This window comes from Ruegeria sp. BG6 (assembly GCF_056538465.1).
In genome coordinates this window covers 140,337-158,017 of sequence record NZ_JBQFTB010000012.1, presented here as the reverse complement: position 1 = coordinate 158,017, position 17,681 = coordinate 140,337, and the positions used below count along the sequence as shown (strand labels likewise).

At 60.1% G+C, this 17,681-nt stretch carries 16 protein-coding genes; 5 read left to right on the top strand and 11 right to left on the bottom strand.

Features of this window, described 5'->3' with window-relative positions; all coding sequences use genetic code 11:
• Together ACR0JW_RS18855 and ACR0JW_RS18850 are read left to right on the top strand one after the other, a co-directional pair.
• A partial coding sequence (locus ACR0JW_RS18855) for a COG4223 family protein (RefSeq protein ID WP_480714301.1) occupies positions 1-1,110 on the top strand: 1,110 nt, incomplete at its 5' end.
• 10 nt (positions 1,111-1,120) lie between these two features.
• Positions 1,121-2,608 carry a heme biosynthesis HemY N-terminal domain-containing protein gene (locus ACR0JW_RS18850; RefSeq protein ID WP_170680053.1) on the top strand — a complete coding sequence of 496 codons (1,488 nt, stop codon included), beginning with the start codon at positions 1,121-1,123 and terminating at the stop codon, positions 2,606-2,608.
• A 76-nt stretch (positions 2,609-2,684) separates the two neighbouring features.
• Here the strand turns inward: ACR0JW_RS18850 and ACR0JW_RS18845 are convergent, their stop codons facing one another.
• Genes ACR0JW_RS18845 through ACR0JW_RS18825 form a run of 5 tightly spaced genes read right to left on the bottom strand, consistent with a single transcriptional unit; the run spans position 2,685 to position 6,888 of the window.
• A complete protein-coding gene (locus ACR0JW_RS18845) occupies positions 2,685-3,227 on the bottom strand; it encodes a DUF3833 family protein (RefSeq protein WP_170680051.1) in 543 nt (180 codons plus the stop codon).
• Positions 3,224-3,841: a DUF3833 family protein gene (locus ACR0JW_RS18840; RefSeq protein WP_170680049.1), complete on the bottom strand. Its 618-nt coding sequence runs from the start codon at positions 3,839-3,841 to the stop codon at positions 3,224-3,226. Before ACR0JW_RS18840 ends, ACR0JW_RS18845 begins: the two co-directional genes overlap by 4 nt.
• Positions 3,838-5,061: an MFS transporter gene (locus ACR0JW_RS18835; protein ID WP_480714300.1), complete on the bottom strand. Its 1,224-nt coding sequence runs from the start codon at positions 5,059-5,061 to the stop codon at positions 3,838-3,840. The genes ACR0JW_RS18840 and ACR0JW_RS18835 overlap by 4 nt, the downstream gene beginning before the upstream one ends.
• Positions 5,061-5,603 (bottom strand): hypothetical protein, encoded by a 543-nt coding sequence (locus tag ACR0JW_RS18830; RefSeq protein ID WP_480714299.1) that lies wholly within the window; start codon positions 5,601-5,603, stop codon positions 5,061-5,063. Before ACR0JW_RS18830 ends, ACR0JW_RS18835 begins: the two co-directional genes overlap by 1 nt.
• Positions 5,557-6,888 (bottom strand): FAD-dependent oxidoreductase, encoded by a 1,332-nt coding sequence (locus tag ACR0JW_RS18825; RefSeq protein ID WP_170680045.1) that lies wholly within the window; start codon positions 6,886-6,888, stop codon positions 5,557-5,559. The genes ACR0JW_RS18830 and ACR0JW_RS18825 overlap by 47 nt, the downstream gene beginning before the upstream one ends.
• Positions 6,889-7,075: 187 nt before the next feature.
• Here ACR0JW_RS18825 and ACR0JW_RS18820 point away from each other — a divergent pair, with 187 nt between their 5' ends.
• Positions 7,076-7,801 (top strand): SDR family NAD(P)-dependent oxidoreductase, encoded by a 726-nt coding sequence (locus tag ACR0JW_RS18820; protein WP_170612860.1) that lies wholly within the window; start codon positions 7,076-7,078, stop codon positions 7,799-7,801.
• A gap of 2 nt (positions 7,802-7,803) precedes the next feature.
• On the opposite strand, the gene ACR0JW_RS18815 is transcribed toward ACR0JW_RS18820, so the two are convergent.
• Positions 7,804-9,456 (bottom strand): Y-family DNA polymerase, encoded by a 1,653-nt coding sequence (locus tag ACR0JW_RS18815; protein ID WP_170680043.1) that lies wholly within the window; start codon positions 9,454-9,456, stop codon positions 7,804-7,806.
• Between the two features lie 67 nt (positions 9,457-9,523).
• A complete protein-coding gene (locus ACR0JW_RS18810; protein ID WP_170680041.1) occupies positions 9,524-9,811 on the bottom strand; it encodes an I78 family peptidase inhibitor in 288 nt (95 codons plus the stop codon).
• Positions 9,812-9,942: 131 nt separating this feature from the next.
• On the opposite strand from ACR0JW_RS18810, the gene ACR0JW_RS18805 reads away from it, so the two are divergent.
• Positions 9,943-11,055: an S-(hydroxymethyl)glutathione dehydrogenase/class III alcohol dehydrogenase gene (locus ACR0JW_RS18805; protein ID WP_170680039.1), complete on the top strand. Its 1,113-nt coding sequence runs from the start codon at positions 9,943-9,945 to the stop codon at positions 11,053-11,055.
• A 572-nt stretch (positions 11,056-11,627) separates the two neighbouring features.
• On the opposite strand, the gene ACR0JW_RS18800 is transcribed toward ACR0JW_RS18805, so the two are convergent.
• The 3 genes from ACR0JW_RS18800 to ACR0JW_RS18790 all read right to left on the bottom strand — a co-directional run bounded on the left by ACR0JW_RS18800 (position 11,628) and on the right by ACR0JW_RS18790 (position 16,101).
• On the bottom strand, positions 11,628-12,566 hold the full coding sequence (locus tag ACR0JW_RS18800) for a DMT family transporter (protein ID WP_170680037.1): 939 nt from the start codon (positions 12,564-12,566) through the stop codon (positions 11,628-11,630).
• Between the two features lie 153 nt (positions 12,567-12,719).
• Positions 12,720-13,133 (bottom strand): group III truncated hemoglobin, encoded by a 414-nt coding sequence (locus ACR0JW_RS18795; RefSeq protein WP_170680035.1) that lies wholly within the window; start codon positions 13,131-13,133, stop codon positions 12,720-12,722.
• A gap of 49 nt (positions 13,134-13,182) precedes the next feature.
• Entirely contained in the window at positions 13,183-16,101 is a 2,919-nt protein-coding gene (locus tag ACR0JW_RS18790) for an error-prone DNA polymerase (RefSeq protein ID WP_170680033.1), read from the bottom strand.
• A 108-nt stretch (positions 16,102-16,209) separates the two neighbouring features.
• Here ACR0JW_RS18790 and ACR0JW_RS18785 point away from each other — a divergent pair, with 108 nt between their 5' ends.
• Positions 16,210-16,674, top strand: coding sequence for a DUF1203 domain-containing protein (locus tag ACR0JW_RS18785; RefSeq protein WP_170680031.1), 465 nt, complete (start codon positions 16,210-16,212; stop codon positions 16,672-16,674).
• Here ACR0JW_RS18785 and ACR0JW_RS18780 read toward each other — a convergent pair.
• The gene (locus tag ACR0JW_RS18780; protein WP_170680299.1) at positions 16,671-17,663 is read right to left on the bottom strand and encodes an ABC transporter ATP-binding protein; all 993 of its coding nucleotides are present in this window, start codon (positions 17,661-17,663) and stop codon (positions 16,671-16,673) included. The genes ACR0JW_RS18785 and ACR0JW_RS18780 overlap by 4 nt on opposite strands.
• Positions 17,664-17,681 lie beyond the last annotated feature (18 nt).

Sequence of the window (17,681 nt, the reverse complement as noted above, 5' to 3'; positions counted from 1 at the left end):
GAAGCCGAAGCCGAAGCCGAAGCCGAAGCCGAAGCCGAAGCCGAAGCCGAAGCCGAAGCCGAAGCCGAAGCCGAAGCCGAAGCCGAAGCCGAAGCCGCCTCTGCGCCGGTTGCAGAAAAAACTGTCGAACGGGTTGTGGAAAAGAAGGGTGGGTTCGTGCCAGCCCTGATCGGCGGCGTGGTCGCGGCGGCTATCGGCTATGTCGTGGGCAGCGGGTATCTGGCCAATGGCTCGGGTTCAGAAGACGCCCTTTCCGCGCTTGAGGCGAAACTGGCCGAACAGTCAGACCAGATTGTGGAGCTTTCGAAATCTCTTGCAGACGCTCCAGATGTTTCCGGTCTTTCCGATCAGGTAACTGCCCTGGCTGACAAGCTGGCCCCGGTCGAAACGGATCTGGGCGCCCTGAAATCCAGTGTCGACACCCTCAGCAGCAAAGTTGATCCTCTGGACACCCGCCTGAGTGATCTTGAAAGCAACGCTCTGACCCAGGGGGCATCTCAGGAAACATCAGCTGCCTTCGAGGCTGAGTTGAAAAAGCTGCAGGATTCCCTGGCCGCACAGCGCGCCGAGGTCGAGAAGATGGTAAGCGACGCACAGGCGCTTGAGGCGAAAGCTTCGGCCGAAGCACTGGCTGCGACCAACGCAGCGATCGTGTCGCGCCTGCAGGGTCAACTGGACGCGGGTCAGCCTTATGCCGATCTGGTGGCTGAACTGACAGCCAATGGCGTGGATGTGCCTGGTGCCTTGTCGGGTCCGTCGGACAAGGGTGTGGACAGCCTGTCCAGCCTGCGGGCCTCGTTTGATCCGGCGGCCCGGGCGGCGCTTGCGGACGCTCGTGATGCGGACAAAGGTGCGGGCGTGATTGCGTTTTTGCAGCGCCAGACGGGCGCCCGGTCAGTTACACCGCAGGATGGGGACAGCCCGGACGCGATCCTGTCGCGGGCGCAGGCCGCTTTGGCCAGCGGGGACCTGCCAGCGGCGCTGAATGAACTCAAATCCCTGCCTGAAGCCGGACAATCGGCAATGGCAGACTGGGAACAGGCGGCTCAGACACGGGTCGCCGCTGTAGCCGCCGCAAATGCGCTTCAACCAAGCGCAAACTCGAACTGAAGGGCCTGCCATGCTGTGGTCATTGTTTAAGATTCTTGTTTTTGTTGCGATTATCGGTCTGCTGGCCATGGGCGCAGGGTTCCTTATGGAAACCAGCGGCGGTGTTCAGATCACGGCCGGGGGCACGGAATACACGTTAGGGCCGCTTCAATCCGTGATTGGGCTGGGTCTGCTGGTCCTGGGTGTCTGGCTGTTCTTCAAGCTGCTCAGCCTTTTGGTTGCGACGCTGAAATTCCTGAATGGCGACGAAACCGCCCTGTCGCGCTATTTCGACCGCAGCCGCGAGCAGCGCGGCTATCAGGCACTGGCTGACGGTCTGATGGCGCTGGCTTCGGGGGAAGGACGCATAGCGTTGAACAAGGCTACGAAGGCCGAAAAACTGTTGAACAAGCCCGAGCTGACGAACCTGCTTGTGGCGCAGGTGGCCGAATTGAATGGCGACACCAAAAAGGCGTCAGAGACCTACAAGAAGCTGGTTACGAACAACTCGACCCGTTTTGTCGGTGTGCGCGGCATCATGAAACAGAAACTTGCCGAAGGTGATGATGAAACCGCGCGCAAGCTGGCCGAAAAGGCGCTGGCGATCAAGCCGCGGCACCAGGAAACGCAGGATATTCTGCTGGGTCTCCAGACCAAGGCGCAGGATTGGGCCGGCGCGCGTTCAACCCTGACCGCCAAACTGAAAGCGGGCCACCTGCCGCGCGACGTGTTCAAGCGCCGCGACGCAGTTCTGGCCCTGTCCGAGGCCAAGGATATTCTGGACGAAGATGCGACTCTCGAACAGCAGGAGCACGCGATAGAAGCCAACAGGCTGTCACCCGATCTGGTTCCGGCCGCTGCAATGGCTGCACGGGCCTATATCGCCAAAGGCAAGCCCCGGGCGGCAACCAAGATTCTGAAAAAAGCGTGGGAGGTTCAGCCTCACCCCGATCTGGCGCATGCCTTTGCCGAGATCGTACCGGATGAAACGCCATCCGAACGGATCAAGCGCTTTACGGCACTGACCCGTATTCATCCTCAGCATCAGGAAACCCGGCTGATCCTGGCGGAACTCAATATCGTTGCCGAAGATTTCCCCGAAGCCCGCCGTGCGCTGGGCGACGTCGTGGAAAAACAGGCAGATGCCCGGGCCTATACGCTGATGGCTGCAATTGAGCGGGGCGAGGGTTCGTCGGACGCGGTGGTGCAGGGGTGGCTGGCCAAGGCGCTGAACGCGCCGCGTGGTCCGCAATGGGTCTGTGACAACTGTCACGACATTCAGGCTGAGTGGGCCCCGGTCTGCCAGAACTGTCACAGCTTTGATACGCTCAGCTGGCAAACGCCGCAAACACCGGAAATCGCCAGTGCCACAGGGGTGCATATGCTGCCTCTGATCGTCGGCGCGCTCGAGGATAAATCCGAGCCGGAACAAGACGTTGTGGATGTTTCGAGTGACGAGGCGGAAGTGATCGAAATGGATGCTGAGCCAGTTGAGGAAAAGACCGAAAAGTCGGCCTAGTGTTCAGACAGAATGCGGTGCCCAGCCGTTTGGGGCGTCAGACTGCGGTTGCATGACGTGGCTGCTCATCCCCGAACTACTTCTTTTCGAAGAACAGGATAACCTCGCCCAAACGGACGCCAAATCGTGACAGGTATGCACGATTGAGAAGCCTGTCGTCGTCCAGCAGCCACATCCAGTCATCGAAATCGGCCCGCATCGTGCCGTCTTTGACCGGCAGGTCGATGCTGTACTTCCAGTTGAATGTGTCGCCCCGCTCGATGCCAGATGCGGTGCCCAGCACACCCGGGGCTGTCCCGGTCCAGGTATCCTCACCTGTCTTGGTCAGGGTCCAGACGCGCTGCTCGGTCGCGCCGTCGTCATAAGTGAAGTCTTCGACCAATGTCAGTGTTTCGCCGGTCCACCTGCCTTCAATATCGACCGTGAAGCGGCGCGAGACATTGCCCAAAACATCCTGAAACTGCCCATAGGCCACCGTCTGACCGTCAAAGAATTCCTCAAGGTTCAGTTGGCGATCAGAAAGAAAGGTCTTGGGAACCTTTGGCTTGGCGGAACAGGCGGCAAGGATCATAAGCGCGGCAATGGCCATACAGCCTGCCAGAAAGCGGCGAAAGGTCATTGCAGTGTCCTAGCCTCGGTTGTCGTGTCGCGACCATGTGCACCGTTCAGGTGGTTGGTCTTGACCGCTGGGGCGGGGCGCATGGTCGCTATCAACTCGACGACCTTCACCCCAAATTTCCGCATCTCGGACCGGTTCATGATCGCTCCGTTTTCGGTCAGATACATCCAGTCGGTGACGTTCAGAATATGCCCGCCGGCATCTTCAGGCAGCACGATCCGGTAGGAAAGCCTGACGGTCGAGCCTGCGATAACGCCCTTTCCTTCTCCGACAATATCGTCTGCGGTTGCCGTAAAAGTGTTGCCGGTGCCCAGGGTCAGGTACCATTTGCGGGTAATTTGTTTGCCGTTGGAATAGCTGAAATGCTCGGTCAGCGTCCCGGAATTTCCGGTCCATTCCCCCACCATGCGCGCGACAAAGCTGTTGGACATCTTTCCGTTTGGCCCAAAGATCAGCCCTTCGGACAGGATTTCCCCGTTCAGTTGCTCTTTCAGCGAAAACTTCGGGCCTGTGTCGGAATAATCTGCGGGTGATTGAGACTGAAAACTGAAATAGCGCCTTTTCGCAAACAACAGGGCAAGCAGGGCAAACAGGAGAATTGCAAGGAGTTTCATTGGATGGGCTCCTTTGAGGGCAGCGTCAGGACCAATCCGAACGCGCCAAGTTTCAGAATGCAGGGCAGCACGGCGTAAGCCAGGTTGAGTGTTTTCAATGCCTGGGCCGAGTTAGCCTGTCCGGGGGTGAATCCGCTGCGTTCAAGCAGGGGCAGTGTGAAGAAGGCCGCCAAGGCCAGGCCCAGTTTCCCAGCGAAAGACCAGATGCCGAACGCAGCCGAAGCATTCAGCCCGGCACGTGTCAAAACCACCGAGAACATGGCGGGCAAGACCACCATGTCTGCCCCCAGTGCCGCGCCCGAGGTCATGCAGATCAACGCAAACCCCGTGACATTTCCGGTAGCCAGAAGGGCTGCCCCGACAAAGCTGGCAATCGACAGGGGCATCGCAATAATCAGAGTCTGTTTACGGCCAATTCGGTTGCTGAGACGCGCCCAGAACGGAACACTTGCGCCCGCGCTAAGGAAAAACAGGATCAAAAGAGGTCCGGCTTTACCCGGCAGTTGCAGCCGATCTTCGACAAAGAAAAGAAAGAGTGTGGATGTTATTGCCACCGGCAGGCTGTTTACCAGTGCAAGCACCAGCAGCCTGAGCGCACCAGCCTGGCCCAGGCCGGAATATGTCAGTCCCTGTCCGGTTATCGGCGGTCGCCGCCACATGGGGAATGTCAAAACAATTGACAGGATAGCCATTATCCCGAGGAACAGCCCAAATGCGGGATATCCTTGCGATTGTGCCCCAAGGGCCGCCAGCAATGCCGGCGCACCTGCGGCAAGGATCACCCCGGCCAATTGCCCGCTTTCCCGATAGGCGGCCAGCGTCATCAGCTCTTTCGGGTCAGGCCGTTTGGCAAGTGTCGCGCTGCGGCCATAAAGCAGGATAGTGCCAAGGCTATAGGCTGAAAACAACAGGATCAGAATGGCGACCAAGGCCGCCACACTTGCGCCCTGAGGCAATGAGAACAGCAAGGGAAATCCGACCGCCAGACCCGTCATGGCCATGGCCGCGAACAGAACCTGCGCACCTGGCCAACGGTCTATGGCCCAGCCGATCAGTGGATCCTGCACCAGATCGATCAGGCGGATCGCCAGAAGTACCGTGCCGATCGTGGCCAGTCCAATGCCCAGATTGACAGCCGCAAACCGAGGCAAATGTATGTACAGCGGGATACCGGCCGCAGAAAGCATCAGCGCATACAGGCTGACCCGCGGATAAAGCATCATTTCCCCAACAGCGACTGGGTGAAAGCGGCGGAGCGCGTGTTTTCGCCCAGGAAGATGGACATGAAGCTGCGTGTGATCCCCGGGTAAGCCATCGTGCATGTCTTGCGACCGTTCAGCCAGAAGCTCACTTTGTCCGGCCCCTGTGACACGGCCAGAAAGGTGTCGCCTTTGCTGACGGCGTCGAAACAACCATCCAGCTGTTGCCGAACCGGCGCGGCGCGCCCGATGCGTTTCATTTCATCCAGTGTCGAGTTCACGAGCGCTTTTTTTGTCAGGTTCCGCCGATAACGCAGTTCCAGGCCAAAATCTCTGCTCCAGCTGAGCGGCGCCCCACCTTGCGTGAACAGTTGCGCATCATACAGAGGAAAGCCCAGGTACCGGAAGGTCGCCGCGCCGCGCGTCTGAGCATTGTCCAGAACACCAAAGACCGGAGAGGCCGCCAGCCCGCCCGGGGCAAGCATCGCAACGGACAACAGCGCGGCACGCCAGCTGTTATGCGTCGGTTGAAACAGGGATGGCAGCTTCTTCAGGAACGCCATGTTCAGCTCCGGGAGTTTGCGAGTTTCCTTTGATCAGCCCGACAACATGCATTGCGCTGGCAATCCCGTCTTCATGGAACCCATGTCGGTTGTAGGCTCCGGCAAACCATGTCCGGTTTTGCCCCTGCATGTTTCGGATCTGCGCCTGCGCCTTGATTGCGGCCTTGTCGAAGACCGGATGCGCAAATTCCACCTGATCATAGATCTTGTCGTCGCCGATTTCGGTCGGCGCATTCAGCGTAACGAAGAGAGGATCGCTATCGGGAATGTTCTGAAGCCGGTTCATCCAGTATGTCACGCCTACCTGTCCGGCTTGCGACCGGTAGGTCCAGCTGGACCAGCAGGCGCGCCGACGCGGCATCTGGGCGGGGTCGCAGTGAAGTGTTGCGACATTCGGCTGATACCGGATCGCGCCCAGGGCAGCCTTCTCTGATGCAGTGGCGCCCTGGCCCAGAATGGCAAGTGACTGATCCGAATGCGTGGCCAGTATCACCTCGTCAAACAGGTCCGAGACACCCTGGCTGTGAATTGTAACCCCCAGATCGCTGCGCTGAATGTGATCAACCGGTGCGGCCAAGCGGATCTCACAGCCACGCGCACGCAAAGCGGCATCGATCCGGCGGACATATTCGATACTTCCGCCCGTGACTGTATACCATTGATGCTGATTGGCGCGGCCAGAGGCCAAAAGTGCGTGGTTGCGGAAAAACTGAACCAGTGAACGGGCCGGGAACTGATCGACGAACTCGACCGGGGTGGACCAGATCGCGCCACACATTGGCATCAGATAGTTGTGGCGGAACCAGTGACCCAGGCGCAACTGGTCAACCAGTTCGCCAATTGTGGTGTCGTCATCCTTGGCCGCATCGGGTGCTTCTTTTCCAAAGCGCAAAATGTCCGCAATCATCTTGTAATAGGCAGGGCGTGTCAGGTTACGTTTCTGCGCCGTCAAGGTTCGCAGGTTGTTCAGCCCGTACTCGATCCGGCCGTTGTCGATGGTTGCCCCGAAACTCATCTCGCTTTTGCTGACGGGAACGTTCAGTTCATCGAACAGGCGCGTCAGATGCGGGTAGGTAACGTAGTTGAATACAATGAACCCGGTGTCGACGGGCTGGTCGCCGTTCCTTCCAGCCATAACCGTTCGGGCGTGACCACCCAGCCGGGGCTCGGCCTCGAACACGGTTACGTCGTTGTCTTCGGAAAGGTAATAAGCTGCAGAGAGGCCTGAAATGCCTGCGCCGATGACTGCGATTTTCTTGCGTACACGCGGGGTTTCGTCGAACATTCCATCCTCGTTATGCGTTATTTACTGAGATACGCGGGGCCAAAGACAGTGGATCAATAAAAAGCAATACTTTGCTGTATCTTAGCATCCCAAGGCTGTTTGAGGTGGCATCCCCAGGTCCGGACGGTGGGTGATCCTTTCGGGTCACCGGTGCGTAAAACGACTGTTACAACCGGAATGAAAAGGCATGATCGATTTTGATGGAAAGACCTACTGGATCATTGGCGCAAGTGAAGGGCTGGGCCGCTCGCTGGCCGAGGCGCTGAGCAACAAAGGGGCGCATCTGGTCCTGTCCGCCCGCAACGCCGAACGTCTGAAAGAAATCTGCGGGTCGCTGCCCAATGCGCGCGCCGTTCCATTTGATGTCGCGGACCTTGAGGCGGTTCGCCGTGCGCGGCAACAGGTCGGAGAGGTCGACGGACTGGTTTACAATGCCGGCATCTACGAGCCGATGCCCGCAAAACACTGGGATACCGAGGCCGTTCTTGCGATGAATGACGTGAATTTCACGGGTGCCCTGCGGGTTCTTGGCGAAACAGTGCCGGGCTTTGTTCAGGCTGGTCGCGGGGATATCACGCTGATCGGGTCGTTGTCGGGTTATCGTGGGTTACCGGCGGCGATTGGTTACGCCGCCAGCAAGGCAGCGCTGATTTCATTGGCGGAATCCATGCGGCTTGATCTTGCCGGCACCGGTGTGACTGTGCGCATCGTCAACCCCGGTTTCATCAAGACCCGGCTGACAGAGAAGAACAAATTCAAGATGCCGATGCTGATGACGCCGGAAGATGCGGCAAACCGTGTGGTCAAGGCGATGTCGCGACGCCGGTTTCGCACCGATTTTCCGGCTCCGTTTTCGTGGCTGGTCCGGTTTTTTGATTATCTGCCGGACTTTCTGGTGTTTCGCGGCAGGTAGTATCAGCCGAACTGCCCCTGACAGAACCAGCCCGCCGACAGGGTGCCGCCATGGCCGTAAAACAGCCAAAGCCGCTCACCCTGTTCTGTCACCACCACCCAGTAATCGCGCACCCCGCTGCGCCAGTTGGGATCGTCCAGCCACCACTCGGGCGCGATGCGTTCCGGACCGGTGGCTTGTGCCAGCTGCCAGTCCCGCCCGCGCCAGCGAAAGGCACCGGGCACTTCTGGGGTTTCCGGGGCCATCACCGGTTCGGGCTGCCAAATCTGCAAAGGCCGGGGGCGTGGCGGGACGGGCCAGTTGCGGGCGGGTTCCGACCACGCGGCGGCCAGGGTCTGAGCCGTTTTTTCGGGGATGTGAGACGCCGCCGGGTGGCGCCGTGTGATCGCCTCCAGACCCACCCGCGCGCCCAGTTTTCCGATCAGGTCTTCGACGGCTCTGTTGCCCTCCAGCCGTTCCCGGGCGGCGCGGCTGGCTTCGGCATGGCCGGTTCGGGTCCGGGCGTGGATGGGCTCGGACTGCACCGCCTCAAGTCGCAGCATGTCGATGCCATAACCTGCGTCGATCTTGTCGATTTTCATCTCTAACAAAGGGCGAATACGGTGTTTATCATAGGTTGGGCGGGCCAGACCGACCTCGATGATCTCGGCCGCCTGATCCGCACGATACGCTTCGAGCCGTAGGGCACGGACGCCGCGGCCCTTCTCTTCCAATCTGGCGCAGAGCGTGGGCAGAATACGATCGATGGCGGCCATCACGTCCTCGACCAATCCGATCGGGTTGGGCAGGGTCATCCGCACCGCAAAGTGATGCGGCGGACGGGCGGGCGAGACCGGCTCGGGGGCGCTGCCCATCGCCTGATCCAGCCGCAGAACCAGCCCCCGCCCGAACCGCCGCGCCAGAGAGGCGCGGGGCTGGCCCAGCAGATCGCCGATCCGGCGCAGGCCCAGCCGGTTCAGTTGCGCGACCACCTGATCCTCGAGCCGAAGCGCTGCAATGGGCAGGGGGCTGAGCGCGCCATAGGATTGCCCCGGCGCTGCGATCCGTGCGCCGCCACCCAGTGCCATTACTTGCGGCGCGGCCCCGCCTTTGGTCCAGTGCCGCCGCTTGCCTGCGCGGGCGCGCGTGGCGCGGGCCTCCTGGCTGATGGCGTCACCGTTGCGGTCGGACGTGGCCTCTTGCCCGGCATAGCGCGCCAAGGCCCAGGCTGCCCCCAACGTATCTGCGATGCCCATCTGCACGCTCAGCCCCATATCGGCGCAGTCGGTCTCGATCACGCTCAGCAACGCTTCTTCGCCACCGAACAGATGCGCGCAGCCCGACAGGTCGACAATCAGCCCGTCCGGTGATTCCTCGGCCACCCAAGGGCTGAACTTGCCCACCCAGCGACGCAACGCGGTCAGAAACGCGGCCTCGGCCGGGGCATTGCGGGGGCGTGTCACAAGTGATGCACACATGGCATGGGCGTCGCGCACCGGCTGACCCACGCGCAGACCGGCGGCCTGGGCTTCGGCGTTCAGCGAGGTGACGACCTGCATATTCGACTGCTCGGTCACCACGGCCAAAGGCCCATCCTGCAGGCCCCGCGCGGCGCGGACCAGCCGTTCAGCCCCCAGACGGGGGAACCACAGCGAAAGTATTCGGCGTTTGGGCATCGGCAGACATCAAGATGTTCTCATTTTGTTCTTATCTGAGAATCGATGCCAGAGTCGAGTCCGACCCCTACCCGCAGGCCAGCCGCTGAACGATCCCGGCCCCGTTCACGTAAACGTTCAGCCGGTCGATGCGGTAATCCTGTGTGGCGATGTCATCCGGGCCCAGTACACGGGCTCGCTCGGGCAGATCCGCCTGGATGCTCGAGACCGGCTGGCCAACGGAATCGGCAAAGGGTTCTCCCTTGCAAAAGGCCAGTTCCACCGAAGCGGCTTGGGGGGTGGCGGCGACATCTTCGGGAATGCTGGTGTCGGTACAGGCTGCCAGAAGGATCACAAGCGGGATTAATCGATGCATTGGCGTTCCTCTTTCTGACAATGTCGTTTCTGCAATATCAAACAATTAGCCAATTTGCCATCAAAGCGCAGTTGAAAACGCTCTGCAATTGACGCAGGGTCGGGGCAATTTAAGACAGGGAGACAAACACCATGCGTACCCGTGCCGCCGTTGCCGTTCAGGCGGGCAAACCTTTGGAAGTGATGGACGTGAACCTTGAAGGCCCCAAGGCGGGCGAGGTTCTGATTGAAATCAAAGCCACCGGCATCTGCCATACAGACGAATTCACCCTTTCAGGTGCTGACCCCGAAGGTCTGTTTCCGGCCATTCTGGGCCACGAAGGCGCAGGTGTTGTGGTCGAGGTTGGCCCGGGTGTGACCAGCCTGAAGCCGGGCGACCATGTGATCCCGCTTTACACTCCGGAATGTCGTGAGTGTGAATACTGTCTGCATCCCAAAACGAACCTGTGCCAGGCGATCCGCAGCACGCAAGGTCAGGGCCTGATGCCCGACGGCACTTCGCGCTTTTCGACGCTGGATGGCGATCCGATCCTGCACTACATGGGCTGTTCGACCTTCTCGAACCACACGGTTCTGCCGGAGATCGCGCTGGCCAAGGTGCGCGAGGACGCACCCTTCGACAAGATCTGTTATATCGGCTGCGGTGTAACCACCGGCATCGGCGCGGTGATCAACACTGCCAAGGTCGAAATCGGCAGCCGTGCTATCGTGTTCGGTCTGGGTGGTATCGGCCTGAACGTGATTCAGGGCCTGCGTCTGGCCGGAGCGGATCAGATCGTCGGCGTCGACCTGAACCCGTCCAAGGTCGAGATGGCCACCAAATTCGGGATGACCGATTTCGTGAACCCGAACGAAGTCGAAGGCGATCTGGTGCCTTACCTGGTCGATCTGACCAAGGGCGGCGCGGATTATACCTTTGACGCCACCGGCAATGTCGGCGTAATGCGCGCAGCACTTGAATCGGCGCATAAGGGCTGGGGTGAATCGATCATCATCGGTGTGGCGCCCGCGGGTGCCGAAATCTCGACCCGTCCGTTCCAGCTGGTCACAGGCCGTTCGTGGCGCGGTACAGCCTTTGGCGGCGCCCGTGGCCGGACCGACGTGCCCAAGATCGTCGACTGGTACATGGAAGGTAAGATCGAGATCGATCCGATGATCACGCACACCATGGGTCTGGACGACATCAACCACGGGTTCGACCTGATGCATAAGGGCGAGAGCATCCGCTCGGTCGTAGTTTACTAGTGTCGGAGGCCATCGTCGCTCAAACTAGTTCCGAACTTGTAAAGATACTAAGAACATGGGGGGCTTCGGCTCCCCCTCGTTTAGAGCGACGAGGACGACAGAAGGAGCTCGAAAGATTTTGTCTTCGGCTCCTCTTGGAGTTTCAGAACCAGAGCGGTCAGCTAAAATTTCCTCTGAAAGTTGTGGAAAGTGAGAATCCGGATTTCATTTTGACGAGCCGAGGAATTAACATTGGTGTTGAGGTCGTCGAAGCTTGTGATCCTCGCGAGCAAGCAGAATGGACGCGTTTCGCAAGAAAGGCACAAGCTTCAGGTGAGCTAATCTGACGTGACATAGGCTTGATGGACCCACAAAGAAAAACCAAGTTTCGAAATCTTGTTCAAAGAGCAATTTGTATTAAAGCCAAGAAATGCGGTTCAGACGTTGATGACCTCCTCATCTACTCAAATACAGATTTGGACAACTTTGAAGATCTTGAATGGAAGGTGTCCGCGCTGGAGTCGTGTGAGAATCCGGGATCAAAGTTCTCTAAGATCTGGATCATAAGCGGCAGAGATGTCGTCTGCTTGGAATTATGAGCCCGGTCTCGACGCACCCGTATCCGACCTTGGCGATCGGACCCGCAAAACCGGAGTGTTAACCGAAGTGGTGTTGGACCGGCTTTCGCGCCAGACCACGAATACGCCAGATGCAATGATGATGCTGGCCCCGACTGCGACCCAACCGTCGGGTTGTTCGCCAAAGAAAGCCATTCCGAATATCGTGGCCCAGATGATCTGGCTGTATTGGCTGGGGGCGACAACCCCGGCGGGAGCGGCGCGATAGGCCATGATGATCAGATGTTGCGCGATCACCGAGAAAACGCCGACAAGGGCCATCATCGCCAGGTGCAGCAGCGATGGGGGCAGGTACACCGCCGGTTGGGCGAGGCTCATCACCACGATTGCCAGCAGCATGGGGTAGAGGATCAGAACGGCCGAGCGTTCTTCGTTTCCGATCTTGCGTACCAGGACCGAGGCAAAGGCGCTGCAGAAGGCGGCCGTCAGGGCTGCCAGATGGCCCAACGTGATGTCCGTTGTGCCCGGGCGCAGAACGATCAGCACGCCGATCAGGCCCACGCCGACCGCGGCCCAGCGTTGCGCGCGGACCACCTCGCCCAGAATCGGGATCGACAGGACCGTGACGATCAGCGGGAAGGAAAACAGCAGCGAATAGACCTCGGCCAGCGGCAGGACCGAGAAGGCATAGAACGCGCAGGACATGGCCGTGACCATCAGGCCGGACCGCAACAGGACCAGCCATGGACGGTGGGGTAGAAAGTTTCCTGTCGTCCGGTCGGTCAGGATCGTGACCGCCATGGGGACAAAGGAAAACAGCGTGGCAAAAAAGATGATCTGCATCACCGAATAGGTGCCGCCCAGGACCTTGATCAGCGCGTCATGGCTGGCAAAGACCGCAAAGCCCAGAAACGCGTAGCCAAGTCCCCGAAGGGTGGAGTTTTGAGTGCTCATCAGTTGGCCTCGGGTCGTGGGTCGGTGTGGTTGCGGTTGACGCGGCAACCCGGATGAATTCTCGGGCTGGTTTTTCCTTTGACTAAACACATTTTCCGGGGGCGGATAGCCCCTATTTTATCGCTAACATGGCAAAGCCGTCATGATCTCAGGTCATTGCAGGATCGGCGGCGCGTCCTTGGGCTGGCGCGCCGATTGCACCCCGGCCTTCATCCCCACACCGATGCGACGAGCCAATGCGACCCACGGCGTGGCGGTTTCAGGCGGTAGCGTTTGGGTGGCGACTTCTTCGAACAGGTCGAGCCAGCGGGCGAAGAGTTCGGGTTTCACATCGGACCGTTCGATATGAACCCGCTGCGGGTTACCGTCATAGCTGCGCTCAAACAGGATGGCATTGCGCCAGAAGGCGGCGATCTTTTCCTCGTGCGCGGGCCAGTCGTCGACATGGTTGGCAAAGACCGGGCCAAGCACGGCATCCTCGCGCACACGTGCATAGAAAGCGCGGACTTGCGTGTTGATCTGGTCCGGTGTCGCCGGAAAGCGTGGGGGTAGGGTAGGTCGGGTCATGACGATCCTGGGATTCGACTCTGTTCTTGGGCAATATCCGGTTAACCGGTCAGGCTACAGGGGTGGTTTTGTCGCGCTGGCCCGGCGTCAGCAGGTGCCGCAGCAAGGCCACCGGATGCGCCTTGAGGCTGAGACGGGTGGCGACGTAATCCTCGACCACCTGCTCGCCCAATGTCATCTGTGGCAGGTAGGCTTCGGGCTCATCCAGCGCCTCGCCCTCCAGATCCTGCGAGAACAGTGGCAGAGGTTTGGCGGTCGCAATCGCCTTGGCCTGCCACAGCGCTTCGCGCCGGGTCAGGTCGCAGGCGGCGAAGGCATCGGCCTCGGCCAGGCGTTCGATCACCGAGGGGCCAAGGCCCGCACGACGCCAGACATCGTCGACCTGATGATAGCCATTGCCGCGCGCGGCGGTGAGCCAACTGGCATCTTCCTCGCTGAGCCCCTTGATCTGGCGGAACCCCAGCCGCAGGGCCAACCCACCATGGCCATCGGGTTCCATCACATTGTCCCAGAAACTGGCATTGATGCAAACCGGGCGGACCTGAACCCCGTGCTCGCGCGCATCACGCACGATCTGGGCCGGGGCATAGAATCCCATCGGCTGCGAGTTCAGCAGCGCGCAGGCGAAGATGCCGGGATGGTGGCATTTGATCCAGGCCGAAGCATAGACCAGCAGCGCAAAGCTGGCCGCGTGGCTTTCGGGGAAGCCGTATGAACCGAAGCCTTCGATCTGCGAGAAGCAACGCTCGGCAAAATCATCCTCATAGCCGTTGCGCTTCATGCCGCGCAGAAACAGGGCGCGGAATTCACTGACATTGCCATGTTTCTTGAATGTTGCCAATGAACGGCGCAATCGGTCAGCCTGTTCCGGGGTGAAACCCGCGCCCACGATGGCGATCTGCATCGCCTGTTCCTGAAACAGCGGCACGCCCATGGTCTTGCCCAGCACCTCACCCAACGCATCAGACGGGAAAACAACCGGCTCTTCGCCATTCCGCCGCCGGATATAGGGATGGACCATGTCGCCCTGAATGGGGCCGGGGCGGATGATGGCGACCTCGATCACCAGATCATAGAATTTGCGCGGCTTCATCCGCGGCAGAAAGTTCATCTGTGCACGTGATTCCACCTGAAACACGCCCACACTGTCGGCCACGCACAGCATGTCATAAACCGCCGGATCCTCGGGCGGCAGGGTGGCCAATGTGTAATCGGTCTGATGATGCTGCCCGATCAGATCAAACGCCTTGCGGATACAGGTCAGCATCCCGAGGCTGAGAACATCGACCTTGAGGATGCCCAGGCTGTCGATATCATCCTTATCCCAGCAGATAACCGTACGGCCTTCCATGGTGGCGTTTTCGATGGGGACAAGTTCGTCCAGCCGCCCCTCGGTAATGATGAACCCGCCCACGTGCTGCGACAGGTGGCGGGGGAAGCCATCGATCTCATACACTAACATTAGAGTCTGTTTTAGCCGTCGGTCTTCGGGATCGAGGCCGATTTCGCGCATCCGGTGCGCCTCGAGCCCGGCAGCCGAGAAGAATCCCCAGAGCTGTGACGAGAGCGCAGAGATGGTGTCTTCGGTCAGGCCCATGGCGCGGCCGACCTCGCGTATGGCGCGCTTGCCGCGATAATGCACGACCGTCGCGCAGAGGCCTGCGCGTTCGCGGCCATAGCGGTCATATATGTGCTGAATCACCTCTTCACGGCGTTCATGTTCGAAATCCACGTCGATATCGGGGGGCTCATCGCGAGCTTCCGAGACAAAACGTTCGAAGACCATTGTGCCCATCTCGGGGCTGACTTCGGTGATGCCGAGGCAGAAACAGACCACTGAATTGGCCGCCGAGCCACGCCCCTGGCAGAGGATGCTGCGGGAGCGGGCGAAATGGACGATGTCGCGGACGGTCAGGAAATAGGGTTCGTATTTCAGCTTGCCGATAAGGGTGAGCTCATGCGCCAGCATGTTTTGCGCCTTCTCCGACGCGCCCGCCGGATAGCGCCATTTCAGCCCTTCATGCGCCAGACGGTGCAGACGCTCGGTCGGGGTTTCCTGTTCGCTACCTTCGCTGGGATATTCATAGCGCAGCTCGTCCAGCGAGAAGGTGAGTTGCTCGCTGAGCGCATGGGCGCGGGCGACGGCACCCTCATAGCCTTTGAAGATCCGCAGCATCTCGGCCTCGGATCGCAGGCGCTGTTCCCCGTTGGCCAGCGCATCGCGGCCCAGTTCGTCGACCTTGCGGCGTAGGCGGATGGCGGTCACCACATCGGCCAGCTTGCGGCGTGTACCGTGATGCATCATCGGTGTGGCGCTGGCGAGTGTGGGGAGGTCAAGTTGCTTTGATTCAGTCTCTAACACAGAGAAATATGCGCTATCCGCGCCATCATATCGGGGGTGCATCAACAGGTGTATCCGCCCGGCAAAGCGGCGCGTCAGCTGTTGTGCCTGTGTCCGCCATGCGTTCGCGCCGCCCCGGGACCGGATCGCCAGTGGCCAGAGCAGCAGGTGGAGACCGTCGGAGAATTCCAGAAGGTCTGACAGATGCAGGATGCAGTCGCCCTTTTCGGCGCGCAGGCGACCTGCCGACAGGATACGGCACAGGTTGGCCCAACCCTGCCGGTTCAGGGGCAGGGCGGTGACGGTGGGCGCGTCAGTGAAAATCAGCCGCGCCGCCGGGATCAGGCGCGGCACTGCATGGACCGGATAAGAGAGCGGTTTGGGGATGTGATCGGGGCAGGGCGGGCCGATCGAGGTGTTCTGCGCCTCCCACTCCAGCCGTTCACGCACCTTGCGGGCGATCTCGCGCCCCTGCGTGTGGGCGCGGACGATGCCGGCGACCGAGTTGTCATCGGCAATCGCGATGGCGGGCAGGCCCAGGGTGACGGCACGTTCCATGTACTCCTCGGGGTGCGAAGCCCCGGTGAGGAAGGTGAAATTCGATGTGATCGACAGTTCGGCATACATGGCGATTCCATATTATATTCACGTTTTGTTCTTTTTCGAGTCCTTTGCGCAGGAAACGGGTCGCCTGGGCTTGAGGTCACGGGCATCGTTGCCAAAAGGAGAACCGAAATGTTCAAAATCACCGCATTACCGACCGAAGATGTACGCGCCCTTCAGAAAGGAGGACCGGATGCCTATGGCGCCACCCCGGAACGTGTAGTTTCCACCGGGGCTGGGAATCCCTGCCGACACTGCCTGCAGAACATTCCTGAGGGCGAGGAAATGCTGATATTGGCACATCGGCCTTTTTTAGAGACACATCCCTACGCCGAAACCGGCCCGATCTTCTTATGTGCCGCCCTTTGCGAGCAGTACGGGGGTGAAGCGCTGCCCGAGATTCTGACCACATCGCCCGACTATCTGATCAAGGGCTACGGGCAGGACGACCGGATCGTCTATGGCACCGGCGCGATCACCGCAACGGATCAGATCAGTAAAAAGGTCACGGAGATTTTCACCCGCCCGGACGTTGCATATATCCACGTCCGGTCTGCACGAAACAACTGCTATCAGGCGCGGATAGACCGGGCCTAAAGCTTGACCCGGTGCATGCCCCGGCGCGGCTGGTCCTGATCGGCAGCCGGGGGATCATCCCTGCGGCTGGACGTCAGCGCGAGGAACACATCCTCGAGATCGGCCTCTTCGGTACGAACATCGCGGATACGAATATTGGCCGCGCGCACCGATTCCAGAACCTGTTCGGCGCTGGTCTGGGCGCTTCGATACTGAAGGACAAGGTTGCCATCTTCGCGCAGCGTGGCCTCAACCCCCGGCGTCGCGGGCAGGTCGGCGACCGGGTTGTCCGGCACGATCACCATGGTGCGGCTGTCCATACGGCCCAGCAGGTTCGCGGTGCTGTCCTGCGCGATCTTTTCGCCATGGTTGATGATGGCGATCTCGTCACACATCTCCTGCGCTTCTTCCAGGTAGTGCGTGGTCAGGATAATGGTCATGCCCTGCTCGTTCAGCTTTCGGACATTGGCCCAAAGCATCTGGCGCAGTTCGATATCCACGCCCGCCGTCGGTTCATCCAAGACCAGAATCCTGGGGTGGTGGACCAGTGCCTTGGCCAGCAACAACCGCCGCCGCATACCGCCAGACAGGGTGCGGGCGTAGGCTTCGGCCTTGTCGCTCAGGCCGACCAGTTCGAGAATCTCATCGCTGCGGCGCTGCGCCCTGGGAACGCCATATAGACCTGCCTGAACCTCCAAAGCGCCGCGCGGTGTGAAGAAGGGGTCAAGGTTCAATTCCTGCGGCATCACGCCGATGGCCGCCCGCGACTGGCGGGGATGCTGATCCTGATCAAAGCCCCAGATCGACACGTTGCCCGCGGATTTTATCACCAACCCGGCCAGAATATTGATCAGGGTGGACTTCCCGGCCCCGTTCGGTCCCAGCAGACCAAAAACCGATCCACGCGGAACCGTAAGATCAATACCTTTCAGCGCCTGCTTTTCGGGCTGGCCCTTGCCGCCGCGATAGGTCTTGCGCAACCCTTCGATCCTGATTGCCGCATCGCTCATGTGGCTCTTGCCCCCGGT

What these genes read in the sequence shown, in the direction of transcription:
- ACR0JW_RS18850 (WP_170680053.1), top strand. Translation starts at nt 1,121, where the DNA reads ATGCTGTGGTCATTGTTTAAGATTCTTGTTTTTGTTGCGATTATCGGT.
- ACR0JW_RS18845 (WP_170680051.1), bottom strand. Translation starts at nt 3,227, where the DNA reads ATGACCTTTCGCCGCTTTCTGGCAGGCTGTATGGCCATTGCCGCGCTT.
- ACR0JW_RS18840 (WP_170680049.1), bottom strand. Translation starts at nt 3,841, where the DNA reads ATGAAACTCCTTGCAATTCTCCTGTTTGCCCTGCTTGCCCTGTTGTTT.
- ACR0JW_RS18835 (WP_480714300.1), bottom strand. Translation starts at nt 5,061, where the DNA reads ATGCTTTATCCGCGGGTCAGCCTGTATGCGCTGATGCTTTCTGCGGCC.
- ACR0JW_RS18830 (WP_480714299.1), bottom strand. Translation starts at nt 5,603, where the DNA reads ATGGCGTTCCTGAAGAAGCTGCCATCCCTGTTTCAACCGACGCATAAC.
- ACR0JW_RS18825 (WP_170680045.1), bottom strand. Translation starts at nt 6,888, where the DNA reads ATGTTCGACGAAACCCCGCGTGTACGCAAGAAAATCGCAGTCATCGGC.
- ACR0JW_RS18820 (WP_170612860.1), top strand. Translation starts at nt 7,076, where the DNA reads ATGATCGATTTTGATGGAAAGACCTACTGGATCATTGGCGCAAGTGAA.
- ACR0JW_RS18815 (WP_170680043.1), bottom strand. Translation starts at nt 9,456, where the DNA reads ATGCCCAAACGCCGAATACTTTCGCTGTGGTTCCCCCGTCTGGGGGCT.
- ACR0JW_RS18810 (WP_170680041.1), bottom strand. Translation starts at nt 9,811, where the DNA reads ATGCATCGATTAATCCCGCTTGTGATCCTTCTGGCAGCCTGTACCGAC.
- ACR0JW_RS18805 (WP_170680039.1), top strand. Translation starts at nt 9,943, where the DNA reads ATGCGTACCCGTGCCGCCGTTGCCGTTCAGGCGGGCAAACCTTTGGAA.
- ACR0JW_RS18800 (WP_170680037.1), bottom strand. Translation starts at nt 12,566, where the DNA reads ATGAGCACTCAAAACTCCACCCTTCGGGGACTTGGCTACGCGTTTCTG.
- ACR0JW_RS18795 (WP_170680035.1), bottom strand. Translation starts at nt 13,133, where the DNA reads ATGACCCGACCTACCCTACCCCCACGCTTTCCGGCGACACCGGACCAG.
- ACR0JW_RS18790 (WP_170680033.1), bottom strand. Translation starts at nt 16,101, where the DNA reads ATGTATGCCGAACTGTCGATCACATCGAATTTCACCTTCCTCACCGGG.
- ACR0JW_RS18785 (WP_170680031.1), top strand. Translation starts at nt 16,210, where the DNA reads ATGTTCAAAATCACCGCATTACCGACCGAAGATGTACGCGCCCTTCAG.
- ACR0JW_RS18780 (WP_170680299.1), bottom strand. Translation starts at nt 17,663, where the DNA reads ATGAGCGATGCGGCAATCAGGATCGAAGGGTTGCGCAAGACCTATCGC.